Below are 12,712 nucleotides of genomic sequence, written 5' to 3' on the forward strand. Positions count from 1 at the left end.
GCCTCTTTCGTCACCCAATCCGCCCGAAAGCCGTCTTGCCTAACGCCACCCGCGATACCGGTAATTGCTATTGACCTGGAAATCGTGACGCGAGGTACGCCTCTACCCTCTCCAGCGTTCGCCGCCGGGGACGTCGACCCATTCGTAAGTCGAGCACGAAGCGCGGATCGCCGACCGCCCGTCGACCAAAACGGGTCGCGGACATATGGGTTTCCTTGAGATGACGCTCAATGCGATCAAGCAGTTTCATGTCATACCTCGAATCAGATTCGGCTTGCGTTCTTGTTATGTTCTTATTAGGAAGACTCCATCGAGTCTAGGATGAATTCCTACATGCCACCTGGACCGCCCCTTGAAAGGCGCCGCCGATGGAGAATGTCAGAGAAGAGCTGGATCGCCTGATCCGGCAAAGAAACGTGGGTTACTCCGCGGTCTCGCGGCTGCTCAATCGCAATCCCGCTTATATCCAGCAATTCATCAAGCGCGGGTCTCCGCGCAAGCTGGACGATGAGGACCGGCGCATTCTCGCGCGGTTTTTCGGGGTCGATGAGCAGGTGCTGGGCGGACCGTCGCTGCCGGTGCGCGACGGCCTGGTCGAGGTGCCGATCCTGAATGTCGATGCTTCTGCGGGGTTCGGCGCGATTGCGGAAAGTGAAACGGCCCATACTCGGTTTGGTTTTGACGAACGCTGGCTGGGCAAACTGACCCGGGCCAAGAGCCCGAGTCTGTCGATCATCCATGTGCAGGGGGAGTCGATGGAGCCGACGCTGAGGGACGGCGACGAAGTCCTCGTCGACGCGTCGGATCAGGGCTCACGTTTGCGCGATGGCATCTACGTGCTGCGTGCTGACGACGCGCTGGTAGTCAAACGCGTTACGATGCAGCCAGGCGGCCGACAGATTACGATCTCCAGCGACAATTCGGCCTACCCGACCTGGACTGACGTTGACCGCTCGACGATCCATGTCGTCGGCCGGGTCATCTGGTTCGGGCGTTCGGTTTGACCTGTCAGTAGATCCCGGCAAATCGCTCCCGGTGACGAGCGACGAAGTCGGGGCGTGGATGCAAAGCCCGGTCGCGCGGTAGGCGGATTGACTGGCCGACTGGCGGGAAGAGTTGTCGCAGTTCCGAGGGCACCTTGTTGTGCGACACCAACAGGCTGAGATTGTCGTCGAAGGTGATGAGGTGGCGATCAAACAGCCAATGCGCCGTCGCCGATAGCGCCACGCCGTTCTGGACAATATCCGGCCCGCCATCGGCCACGGACCAGATGTGCGCCGCCTGGGCCTCAGCCTTGCCGCCACCATTCACGATCCTGAGGCCAGTGACTGCGCAGGTATTGTCGTAGGCATCGAGGACATGGTTGCGGAAGTTTGCTTCGCGGATTTTGCGGTTCACCAGCATCTGTTCGACACGCCGCTCGGCAAAGTGATCCTCGAGAAGCAGGTTCGTCGCTGGGTCGATCCGCGGTGCGTCCAGTTCGAGCCGGATCCGGTTGTCCGGATCGAGGGTCTCGGCGAGCCCCGCATTTACGATTGCGACGAAGTCTTCGTTATCAAGAGGGCGGACTGACTTGCCCCTCAAGGTTCGTCCGGCATCGCCCGGCCTTGCCATCTCGCGCAGGAACCGCTCGGCAAAGCGGCCGCCTTCATCCCGGTAGGACACGGGCTGATCGAACTCGAGATAGTCGCTGACGCGCGCATAGTAATGGCCTGCATCGCCGGGATCGGCATCGATACGCTCGACAAAAGCGGCGGCGATGTAGGCCATGCGACCACCCGCGATCCGCGTCTCGCGATAGACGATCCAGTCGTTGGTGAGGTCGCGCGCGATCGAGAGATAATTGCTCGGAAAGTGATAACGCTCGGTGATTGCGTCATCGTACCGGGAATTGCCGCTGATTTCGAAAACGCCCTTCACAATTCTGCCTATACCCCACGAGGACAAGGCGTAGGTTGCCTGGAGAATGTTCCGCCGTCCAGGCACATCCTCCAAGTCATCAAAGGCCGATTTCGAAGGGCCTGGTGCGCTCCTTGGCCAGTTCGGGCGGCTGCTTGCTTTGATCTTCCTTGGTCGTGGCTCCTGCGGCCAGCCCTTTGGCAGCCGCCTCGCGCAACCGCTCGGTCACTTCCAAGGCTGAGACCTTCTCGCCGGTGTTGTGCGATACGGCCTTGCCGAGCTTGTCCGCATTATCGACGACCAACGTGAGATGATCCCGCAGCCGCGTCACGGTGACGAGGAAGGTCTGCTGGTTGGCAAGGTTGCGCTCGCGGCTATCCATGACCGCGATGCCGCGATCGGAGGTCAGACCCTGCGCCATATGGGCGTTTAGCGCATAGGCGAGGTCGAGCCGGCGTAGCATTGGATCACCACGCTCGAGTTCGTGGCGCAGGCCGGACGAGGTCACCAGCGCAACCCGTGAGCCTTCGACGGCCTCGATTCTTGCCTGGTCGGCGTTGAACAGGCCGCGCCGATGGTCATTCTCGGTCCAGCGAATGCGATCACCATCATGGATCGAAAGCCGCTTCTCCTCGAACAGCGCGACGCGATCGTCTTTTTCGCCGGGACGAATGCGGCTCGGCCGCAAGGTTCGCATTTTGCCTTTGGCATCGCTGAGACGGACCTCACGCAGCTTTTCGTCGACGCTCGCGACCTTGTATTCGCCGCGTGGCAGATGTTGTTGCTTGTCGGGGCTCCGGACCTCGAGGACCATACCGGGGCGGTAAGCCGAGAGGTATCGCAGCTCTTCGCGGGTCGCATTGACCCGCGAGAGGACGGTGAGTTCGAGCGCCGTCTTGCCGAGCTCGCCATTGGCCTTGAGACCGGTCTGCACCGCGTCGTTGACCGCAGAGCGCAGGGCTCGGCCGGACGCATAGATCGCGGTTCGGTCGCGCTCTTGCGGCGAAAGGGATAACCACTGCTCGGCAGCGACCAGTGTGCTGTTGCCGGTCGTCTCGATGGTCGAGCCTCTGAGATGGCCAAGGGCCCTATGCACGTCGCCGGTCTGCGCGGCGGCCTGAGCGAGACGCAGCTGCGGGTCCCGGCCGCGCAGATTGGTCGTCATTTCCGCGCGCGCGATGCCCGCCTTCTGGACAAGATCGAATGGTTTACCCGCATCAACCGCACCGAGCTGGCGCGTGTCACCGATCAGGACAAGCCGCAGGGCACCCGCGAGATTGGCCAGAGCAACCAATCGTTCCTTGTCGCGGTTCGAGACCATGGAGGCTTCATCCAGGACCAGGATCCGGTCACCAAGCGCCTCTTTGGCCTCAGCTTGAAGGCCGACATTGCCCGGGTTCTCCAGCAGAGGCGCCCAGGTTTTGAGGAGCCGCGCCAAGGTCATCGAGGGGATGCCGGTATCGCGCTCCAGCATCTGCACGAGCGTGTTCTGGACAGCGAGGCCAATGACTTCCTTGCCTTCTTCGCCAAGAATCTGGGACACGGGCTTGAGGACACTGCTTTTGCCCGCGCCAGCGACGCCCTGGATGGCAATTGTCCGGTGGGTCGATGACAGAATGAGGCGGGCAGCAGCCTCCTGGCCAGCGTTGAGATCAATCCCGTAATTGATGGCAGCGACGGCCTTGACCCGCGCGCCCGCCTCGCTGCTCTCGAGGATGGGGCGGACAGCATCCCTGCCGACTTCGACTTCGGCAAGGATGCGGTGTTCGGTAGCGAGCGCATCACGTGAGGTAAGCCAGCCTTTGTGTTCCCCCGTACCGCGAACCAGCTCGCCTTCCCGTACAAGCGAATCGACCCGCTTTTCCACGGCGCCAACGGTTATGGGCAGTCCAAAATCGAGAGCAGATTTGAGGAGGGCATCGCGCGGAAAGGCTGCCTCTCGCTGCGAGAGGTGGCGCACGGCCGAAGCGGTTGCCTGAGCGGCTGCAATGCTCTCCCGGTCCTGCTTGAGGATATGCGCGGGAATGAGCGGATCGGCAGGATTGCCTCTGATCTTCTCAGCAAATTCCCGCAGCCAGACCATCCCGCGTTCGATCAAGCTGACGCCGGCTAAGGGCGCGCTTGGCGCTTGACTTGCCAGCGCCCGAGCACCTTCCACCATGGCCGGCAGGTCGAGGCCTGCTGCCCGGGCATGGGATTGCCAGTCCGACAGCAAGGCACCCCGATCGGCGATCGCCTGCTTGGCGCTACGAGTGTCGAGGGCCGCGATCTTGCCCGCTTCGAGGCCAGGCCCACGCCGCGCGTCGAGAACTTCCTGCCGGCGCGTGGAGAAGGCCATGACCTGATCGCGGGTGAAGCCCGCGGCTTCGAAATTGCCGTGTTTTCCGACCGGCCCCACCTCATAACCAAGCCGCTCGACCGACAGCCGGAACCGCGCCATCGTCATGCTGTTGAGGAGGGTATTGAGTGACCAGAGCCGGTCGTTCTTCAGCGTCCGCCATTTGCCATCCGCACCGCGCGTGACGTTGGCGACCACGCCGTGAAAGTGGAGGTTGGGCTCCTGGTTGCGGTTGGTGTCGTGCTGGAATAGCGCCACGGTCAGGTTGCCGGTCTGGACCGTGCGCACTTTCCCGTTTTCGACGAGCCGCGTTTCTGCAGCGTTCTTTTCGGCCCATTGCAGCGTTTCGATGACGGCCTCGCGATAGGCCTCGATGATCCGCTTATCGCCTCCGACGAGCGCCAGGACCGACCAGCTCTTCGGCAGGGAGAAGGTGAGATCTGTGCCGGCCCTGTGCTGGTTTTCGCGGCCTACTCTCGTACCATTGGGCAGTTCGCCTTGGAGAAGCTTGTCGAAGACGGCGGAATCGACTTGTCCGGCAAGGCCAAGGGCCGCAGCGCCCGCACCAATCCATTGGCCCGAACGGTCTGCGTCAGCGTTCGCGTAGTAGTTGTCGGCGGCGAAATAGCTGGCTGCGCCGGATGCTGACCGGACATTGGCGACCGAAAGCATGGGTCTTGTTCCTTCAAGCGAGATGCCCCCTCGCTGTGATCGCCTCCCGTTCAGAGATCGGGCTCGTAGAAGTCCTGCGCCCCGCTCTCTACCCCGCCTTCAAGCAGGTCCCGCTCGGCCCTTTCTCGCGGACTTGGCCGCTCCTGTGGCTTTGCAGCGGCGGGGGGCTTCAAGTCGGTGGAACCAGGCTTGTCTCCCCGCATAGCTCCCTTTTCGTCAGGGGACGGTTGCGCATCGTCAGTCGCTTGGTTCCTGCCCGTGAGCAGTGGCGCTGGGGGCAAGGTTGCAGCGGGTGGAGCAGCGCCAACCGCTTGGGATGCAGTGCCGGCTTTGCTTTCGGCAGGTGGACCGGACAGCTCGTGCGCAGGTCCTGAGGAGAGCCGGCGCTGGGTTATCCGGTCTGCATCGTCCGGCTCACGGCTCACGCTTGGCAGGTTCAGTTTCAACTGGCGGGGCACCACCGGTTTGCCCGCCCCATCGTCATTGGCAGCGGGCGCGCCTTCAACAGGCGCAGAGCGCGGCGAAGCCAATGAACCGGAGGCTGATGCACCATCGTCCGGCGCAGGTCGCTCGGGCGCAGGGTCCGCATGACGCGCGATAAATCCTTCGGCCATCCGGGGCCATCGGCGCGGCACAAGCGTAACCGGCGCTGCCGGGAAACCGTCGGGGAACTTGAGGTAGCCTGAGAGCCTCGGCAGGTTCATGAACTGATCGGGAAGGAGCAGCGGCTCGATCTGGCGGCGGGGCGTCAGGCTGACGGCGTCGCGAGCGTTGTTATAGCCGTAGCTATAGCCTTCCTCCATGTCGCGCACCTGCCGATGGCCGATGAAGTCGGAGCACCAGGTCGCGGTCTCGCGGTCCGCAGTTGCGAGAATGAGCTTGCTTCGCGCGAGCGACGACAGCGTCATCGCCATGTTCTCGCCGTAGACCTCCTTGAGTTTGGCAAAGGCATGAACGCCGGTGACGATCGCGCCGCCGAAATTGCGCGCGGTCTGAAGCCCTTTTTCCAGTGCGGGAAGGCGGTGGAGTGCCCCTAGTTCATCGATCAGGAACCAGAGCCTGAGATCGGGCGTGCGCTCCATGGTCATCAGCGTGTTCATGGCCGTATCGAGCCACAAGGTGAGCAGCTGCGAGCAGATCGACATGTCGACGTAGCGCGCGGAGAGGAACAGGAGGGATCCCGGCGCAGAAACACCGCGGGTCCAGTCGCGTACCGAAAAGCGCGGGCCGCTGGCGGGCAGCAGCTTCAAGGCCTTGGCATTGGCATTGAACACGGCCCGAATGGATTCCGCCATGCGCGCCGCCTCGGGGGCCGTCAGAGGATCGGCCATGGTGCCGCGCATGAGCTTGTGTACCTCTGCCAGATCGGCGGTCATCAGCCGGGCGGCGAGCGCCTGGTTGGTCGCCTGGCCAGTGCGCTGGAGGTGCAGGCACATCTCGACAAAGAGCATGCGAGCCGCCAGCACCCAAAACTGTTCCGAGCCTCCGCCATCATGGGGGACGAGGGCTTCGGCGGCCGCGTGAAATTCGCCTTCGCTGGTGCAATCATGGAAGACGCTCCACGTCGGACAGCGGGCATCGAGCGGGTTGAGAATGATGTCGCGTTCGGGGTCGTAAAAGGTCTCGATGAAGGCGCCGGTGAGATCGAAAACGACGGCGCGCTTTTCCCGGGTCCGGGCTTCGGCCAGGAGGTGGCTCAGGGCAACGGTCTTGCCGGTGCCCGTGGTGCCGATCAGCATTGTATGGCTTTGCTCCAGGCGCCACGGCCAGGGTACGCCTGCAAGGTGAGCCGGGGTATAGAAGCCAGCGTCCTCGACCGCTGATCGGCCAGCCAGGCGCCATTTCCAGCCCAGCGCGGTTTTGAGCTCGCGGGCGTGCTCGGTGTGATTGTGCCGGCCGATTTCCGCTTCCAGCTCATCGAGCGTGACGAGCATCGCGCCGCGCTCGTGCTTGCGCTCCTTGGACTTGCCGCCGAACCGCTCGGCAAACCACCAGAACGCGATGAAGCCCGGGACAAGGACCAGGGCTGAAAGGCCGATACCGCGCCGGATCGCGGCACCCAGCGCGCTTACGGCCTCGCGCATCGGGGGGAAGTCGCGAACGACATTGACCGGTATGCGGACCGTCCCGCCGCCAGCCAGCTTGAGCTCAATCAGCTTGGCCGGATCGAACTCCATGAAGGCGTAGCCTGTCGCATAGATGTGCATCCAGGCGAGGTACATCTGGTGATCGGAGAGCGCGGAGGTCACCTCCCAGTAGGATAGCCATGCCGCGATGATGAAGGTCACGAGCAGCGGGCCCTTGAGGCCGGCAGCGAACATGAAACCGAAATGGCCGAGGAGCTGGCTGCCCCGCGTGAAGTTGAGGAGATTACGCTTCATCGCTGCCTCCTTCGGATGCGGAGGCGCTCAGCCCGAGCCGGGCGAGGCGACGGTCATAGGCCTCGTGCGTGCGCTGCCTCAACGAGCCGTCGCCGTGGCTGGCAAGGAGCGCATCGAGGGCAACCGTGATGAACAGGTTTTGCCGCAACGGGTCGAGGGCCGCAGGCCGTTTTCGCGCCTCGTTCTCGCGCTGCCAAGCGTCGACCAGCTGGTCGCGAATGACGATGCTGACGGAGACCTGCTGGTCCCGGGCCTTGCCCTTGATCCAGTCAGCAAGGGGGCGGGGTACGTAGGTCTGAAGACTGAGATGTCGATCCATGTTCAGGGGTCCTTGTGACCCTTGCGAACCTGGTCCGATCTTGCGGAAGACAATGTTGAGAATAAATCAGGAACATATGCCCGTCAATCTCGATATAGTGCTTAAACTTTAAGGTTTTATGCGCGTATAAATTGCCCGCAAATCGCGAATCCAAAGCGAGCATCATCCTCAAATTGGTTTGACACCAACTGTCAGAATGATCGTAAGTCTATGAGATATCGTACTTAATTCCGGCAGTTTCACTGCGTACGGTGTGCTCAGTCTACCAGGCCGCGAAAGGGAAAATCTGGTTACTTCGCCGATCAAACTGTCGGTGATGAAAACCCTCGATAGCTCGGAACAAGAGCGCGCGCGGGCGGCGATGCCCGCGCTCCACTTCTCGCCCTTTTCGGCAACAGGAACGCTTCGTCGGCGAGCAAAATAAAAGGGCAGGAACCGTTTCCGGCTCCCGCCCTTGCTCGGTGTCAGAACTCATCCAGCATTGATCCGTGGATGGTATGAACGACGCGTGCCGCCAGGTGGGCCGGCAGGGCACAGTAATCGCCTTCATCGAGCGCCAGGTATCCGAGCTCTTCGTCTTCCACGATGTGCTGATCGAAGTAGCTGTGCAGCGCCCGGCGTTCAGCGACCTCCAGGGCCTCGAAGTAGCTGCGGGATGAAGCGGTGCAAGTCGCGGAAAAAGCCATGGTACCCTCCTGAGGTTGTCTCGAAACGACAGGAGGACGTGCGATGTTCGTGCGCATCCCGGGTCAGGGACCGCGCAGCGCGCGGCCGCGCCAGCGGCGGTGGGGGAAACGATTTTGTCGGGGGAGGGATTCATCCCTTCTCCGTCAAAATGGTGGGGCCCTGCCGTCCTTGAGGCGGGATGTGGACGGACATCATGCTGGGCATTCCGTGAGCCAGCCCCTCCACCCTCTCGGATATTCACCGAACGCCAGCGGGAGTGGGCCTTTTGCATTTTCCTACACCCTGCGCGCGGTGGCAGAAGGCTTGACGAGGGACCACAAACCAGGGGGATGAAAGGACCGACATGCCCCGTAAGAACAATCCGATCGACGCCTTGAAGAGGTTGAGGGAACAACGTGATGAGCTGGCAGCTCGCGAGGCAAAACTGCGTGACGAGGCCGCCATCGTCCTCGGTCACATTCTGATCGAATGCGGCGGCGAGACAATCGAACCTGCCCAGCTTCGCCAGATCGTCCGCGCATCCATGGCGCTCGGGCTCGAAGAAACGCTGAAGCGCCTCGCGGCAGCGTAGCGAAATCCAAGCGGCGGCAAGGGGTTCGATGCCCCGCGCCGCCGCCATCGGCCCGAGTAAAAGAAAAGGCCCCGATGGCGTGTGCCACCGGGGCCTTGTCGTGCAGGGCAAGGACATTCAGTCCTCGTCGATGTCGGGCGCTCCCTCGTTGCTGTCCGAACGGCCCTTGGTGAGGAAGTCGACCTTATCGGCGATGATCTCGCAGCCGTAGCGCTTGGCGCCGCTCTGATCTTCCCACTGGGTGTAGTGGATGCGCCCCTCAACCGTCACGAGCTGGCCCTTGGTGCAGAACTTGGCGACGTTCGCCCCGAGGCCGTTGAAGCAGGTGACGCGGTGGAATTCGCTGTCCTTGGCGGTGTAGCCGTTCTCGTCCTTGTAGGTCTTGCCGTCCTTGCGGGCGGGCCGGTCGGTCACGACCGAAATCGAGGTGATGGTAGTTCCGCCAGTCGTGGTGCGGGTTTCGGGATCGCGGGCGATACGGCCGACGAGAATAACGAGATTGGTCATGGGTTTTCTCCTGATCGAGCAATCCGGGTCCATCCCGGCTGCGAACTGACAGAAGAAGCGGCCACCGGGCGATCGCACCGCAGGGGAACCCGGATCCGGTTCGGGTGGTGCGGGCAGCCGGGCAAAGCTCGGCAACACGGCCGGACCTGATCCGGGTTGCGAACGACAGGGGGTTGATTCAAGGAAGGTTCGCGAAGAGCCGGTATGGCGCCTGGATGAATGGGCAGGTTCCATGTCTTATGTCAGTGTCATCGGCCCTGCTTCGCTCTCCCTTCCCGCCCCGGCACACAACCGTTCAGATTTCGACCCTGACTGACCTTCCCGTAGCAGGATGAGACCCAGCGACGGGCGGCTCACTGGCGAGTTCAGACTGGTCTGCCAGCCCTGCCAAGGGATCGTCGAGACGATGCCCCCTCAGCATCCAGGCCTGCGGTACAATGAGGCGCGCCCAATCCGCAAAGGAGGGGATATAGCCAAGATCCTCACGAACGTGCTGCTCGCCGATAAGGCGGACCGGAACGATCCGGCCGTCAGCATTGACGATCGTCGCCCCGAACAGGGTTTCGAGCATGAAGATGCCCTCGGCATGGTGCCGGAGCGCCCGGTGCCGGGGGTCTGCAAAGATCGCCTTGGACTGGTCGAACCACTGGTGCAGCGGTAGGTAGTCGTCGGGCCTCCCGCCCCATTTCCGGACCGAGGACAGGGCGTGATAGTAGCAATGTGCCATGATGCCCTCCTAAAGTTCCGACGCGTTTTCGTCGTAGGCGGTATAGCGAACCTGGCACACGAGCACGAAGCTCGCCTCCGCCACATTGATCGCCAGTTCGCCGCAGGCCCCATCGTTGTTTTCCCACCCCGGGTGGTGTCGTTCGAGGGCAAGGTAGGCGAGCGATTCCAGCGCGGCTGGCAGCAGCACGGGGTCGGCGCGCTCCGTCTCATCGGGCCTGTCACTCGGGATTGGATTGAGCACTGCTTCGGGACAAGCCAGCGTGCCATCGGCGTCATCAAGGCAGATGATTTCCTCGACCGCGCCGCTGTCCCCAGAGCCATCGAACCGGACCTCGACTTTCGCGATTCCAGCCTGCCGTAAGCATGGAATGACCGCGTGCTTGAGGTGCTCTATTTCAACCTTAGCCTGCGCCTCGCGCTCGGCCTGGCGCGCTGAAAATTCAGCCAAGGCTGCTTTGAAGTCGGTCATGGATAATCCTCCTGTGCTGTGCGGACATGCGGCCCACCCGCATGCCTCGCTGACACAGGCGCGTGCCTCCCCTCTTCAGCAGCAACGCCAGCGCCGATGAGGCGCTGGCGCGAAGGGTGTTGCGCCCTCATTCGCTGCTTGGGGGAACAGCCTTGGGGCTGGTGCCCAGCGGACCGCGGCGGTCGACGACAGTGATCCGGCGCGTCTTGGCCTCGATCACAAGACGTTCAAGGACGCCATTGCCCGGGAATGCGATAACGTAACGCGGATCGAGCGAAAGCATGCGCTCGTTGCGCTTGAAGCCCGCACGAGCGCCAAGCCGCATATCCAGCGAGAAGGTGACCTGAGGGACCTGTCGGCGCTCAGCCCACGACGATGCCAGGCGGTCGACGCCCTTGGTGTCGCCGCCATGGATCAGCACCATGTCCGCGACGCGGTCACGCACCTTGTCGAGCGTTGCCCAGACGTTGTTGGCAAAGGTCAGTGCATCTTCCTCGGTAGCGTGGCGGATACGGCCACCAGCGAAGACGACCGGCATGCCCTCGGGCATTGCGGCACGCCGCTTGGCCTCGGCCCGCGCGCGCATGAAATCGCGGCCTTCGACCAGCGCGGAAGTGAGCATGGCGCCATGGTTGAACCGCGAGCTGGAAACCGGCTTCCAGGACGAACCAAACTCGTTGAGGTAGAGTGCGGCGGCGACCTCGCGCATCTCTTCCAGTGCCAGCATGGCGCTCTCGGCGCACTGGGCGCGTTCGACCTGGGTTTCGAGTTCATGCGTGTGGATTTCCGACCCATCGGCGGTGGCGACGAGTGCTCGGACTTCGTCGGTGGCGCGATCAAGGGACGTCGCCTTGCGCTGGGCGGAACGGTGGAACAGATTTACGAAGGCCCAACCGAGATCCTCGGCATCGACTTCGAGCGCGGTTCCAGAGAACAGCGCGAAAAGATCGGACCAGACGCCTTCGAGCGTCTGGACGACGGCTTCGCGGACCGGAAAATCGGTGCTGGTGACGGGGGCTGGACCGATCGAAAAACCGGCAAGATCGAGACCTGCGAGTTGGTCGGTAAATGACGTGTGCATGGGGTGTCCTCCTGACTGGTGTGACGCCGACGCCGCCATCGATGGCTGCTCCAGCGAGAGCCCGTCAGGGCCAGCGTTCAGGCGGAGCGCCGCACCGGAGGGGAACCCGCTTTGGCAGGCTGGCGCGGGCAGGGTTGGCCCAAAGCCAAGCCAACACGGGCCTGCCAAAGCCGGGTTGCGGGGACCGCCGGCTGGCCCAGGGCCTCTCTCGCATGGAGCAGCCGATTGAGCGGCACCATTCGGGTCACTCGCGTCAGGAACGACTGCTGATCATGTCATGCCGACCGCCTCTGAGCAGGTCACGCAGCCCGTTTGCGGTAGACGCCCTCACCATTCGACATATGCCCGAGGCAGTCGTAGACGCCGAATAGCGCATCGAACCGGGGCGCAATCTGTTGGAGCCAGCGCTGTGCCCGTGGCGAACGGGCGGTGCGCCATTCGGCATCCCAATAGGATCCATCGTCACGCTCGGCGATCCAGACCGCAACGAGGCTCCCGTAGCTCGAGACGCCGAAGTCGGCATAGGCGTTGCGCATGAGGATGCGATCCTCTCGTCCGCGCCAACCATCGTGCGCCACCAGCGACGGAAAGGCACGGGCTGCGCGTTCCCGGAGATCGTCCCGCAACCACTCGTACTCGAATTCCCAGTCATCGGAATCCTCGACCTCGAGCACGGTGAAGGCGACTATGCTGCCCGCAGGATAGCTGACCGAACGGCCCATGGCTTCCTTCCTCAGGCAGCCAGCGCGGCGGCGCTGGCCACGTCGATTTCGGTGATCCCGCGGCCGCCAAGTTTGAGCAGGAGACCCGAGGCTTCCTCGGCCTTGGCGGCAGCCGTAAGGACGGCACGATCGTCTTCCTTGAGCAGCTTGAGCCAATGGCCAATATAGCTGGCATGGCTGTCGAGGTGGGTGACTGGCAGGCCCAATTCAGCCCCCAGCATCGCGCTGGAAAGCTCGGCGATATATCCTGACAGTCCAGCCCCAATGTGAATTCCAGCAGCATTTTCCCGACCCGGTTTCATGCTGCGATCTCCTCGGACTGAGGCTGCTGAGCGTG

General features: G+C 62.8%; 13 protein-coding genes. 2 read left to right on the forward strand and 11 right to left on the reverse strand.

What is annotated here, in order from left to right:
• Positions 1-368 precede the first annotated feature (368 nt).
• Positions 369-1,004: a S24 family peptidase gene (locus tag GGQ88_RS19505; protein WP_183615137.1), complete on the forward strand. Its 636-nt coding sequence runs from the start codon at positions 369-371 to the stop codon at positions 1,002-1,004.
• A gap of 4 nt (positions 1,005-1,008) precedes the next feature.
• Here the strand turns inward: GGQ88_RS19505 and GGQ88_RS21720 are convergent, their stop codons facing one another.
• From GGQ88_RS21720 to GGQ88_RS19530, 5 genes are all read right to left on the reverse strand, one after another.
• Positions 1,009-1,920 (reverse strand): HNH endonuclease, encoded by a 912-nt coding sequence (locus GGQ88_RS21720; protein WP_183615138.1) that lies wholly within the window; start codon positions 1,918-1,920, stop codon positions 1,009-1,011.
• 79 nt (positions 1,921-1,999) lie between these two features.
• On the reverse strand, positions 2,000-4,909 hold the full coding sequence (gene mobF / locus GGQ88_RS19515; protein WP_183615139.1) for a MobF family relaxase: 2,910 nt from the start codon (positions 4,907-4,909) through the stop codon (positions 2,000-2,002).
• 50 nt (positions 4,910-4,959) lie between these two features.
• Complete coding sequence (locus GGQ88_RS19520; RefSeq protein ID WP_183615140.1) at positions 4,960-7,290, reverse strand: type IV secretion system DNA-binding domain-containing protein; 2,331 nt, start codon at positions 7,288-7,290, stop codon at positions 4,960-4,962.
• Positions 7,280-7,609, reverse strand: coding sequence for a hypothetical protein (locus GGQ88_RS19525; protein ID WP_183615141.1), 330 nt, complete (start codon positions 7,607-7,609; stop codon positions 7,280-7,282). Before GGQ88_RS19525 ends, GGQ88_RS19520 begins: the two co-directional genes overlap by 11 nt.
• A 464-nt stretch (positions 7,610-8,073) precedes the next feature.
• Entirely contained in the window at positions 8,074-8,295 is a 222-nt protein-coding gene (locus GGQ88_RS19530; RefSeq protein WP_183615142.1) for a hypothetical protein, read from the reverse strand.
• A 344-nt stretch (positions 8,296-8,639) separates the two neighbouring features.
• On the opposite strand from GGQ88_RS19530, the gene GGQ88_RS19535 reads away from it, so the two are divergent.
• A complete protein-coding gene (locus GGQ88_RS19535; RefSeq protein WP_183615143.1) occupies positions 8,640-8,867 on the forward strand; it encodes a DUF6437 family protein in 228 nt (75 codons plus the stop codon).
• Between the two features lie 117 nt (positions 8,868-8,984).
• Here the strand turns inward: GGQ88_RS19535 and GGQ88_RS19540 are convergent, their stop codons facing one another.
• The 6 genes from GGQ88_RS19540 to GGQ88_RS19565 form a co-directional block, all read right to left on the reverse strand.
• Positions 8,985-9,374 carry a single-stranded DNA-binding protein gene (locus tag GGQ88_RS19540; RefSeq protein WP_183615144.1) on the reverse strand — a complete coding sequence of 130 codons (390 nt, stop codon included), beginning with the start codon at positions 9,372-9,374 and terminating at the stop codon, positions 8,985-8,987.
• A gap of 295 nt (positions 9,375-9,669) precedes the next feature.
• Complete coding sequence (locus GGQ88_RS19545) at positions 9,670-10,101, reverse strand: DUF6915 family protein (protein ID WP_183615145.1); 432 nt, start codon at positions 10,099-10,101, stop codon at positions 9,670-9,672.
• A 9-nt stretch (positions 10,102-10,110) separates the two neighbouring features.
• Complete coding sequence (locus tag GGQ88_RS19550) at positions 10,111-10,572, reverse strand: DUF6878 family protein (protein WP_183615146.1); 462 nt, start codon at positions 10,570-10,572, stop codon at positions 10,111-10,113.
• 127 nt (positions 10,573-10,699) lie between these two features.
• Complete coding sequence (locus GGQ88_RS19555) at positions 10,700-11,653, reverse strand: DUF2493 domain-containing protein (protein ID WP_183615147.1); 954 nt, start codon at positions 11,651-11,653, stop codon at positions 10,700-10,702.
• A gap of 299 nt (positions 11,654-11,952) precedes the next feature.
• Positions 11,953-12,375: a hypothetical protein gene (locus GGQ88_RS19560; RefSeq protein WP_183615148.1), complete on the reverse strand. Its 423-nt coding sequence runs from the start codon at positions 12,373-12,375 to the stop codon at positions 11,953-11,955.
• Positions 12,376-12,386: 11 nt separating this feature from the next.
• On the reverse strand, positions 12,387-12,712 hold a 326-nt coding region (locus tag GGQ88_RS19565), incomplete at its 5' end, for a zincin-like metallopeptidase domain-containing protein (RefSeq protein WP_246386385.1).

It is taken from the genome of Novosphingobium hassiacum (genome assembly GCF_014196055.1).
GTDB lineage: Bacteria > Pseudomonadota > Alphaproteobacteria > Sphingomonadales > Sphingomonadaceae > Novosphingobium > Novosphingobium hassiacum.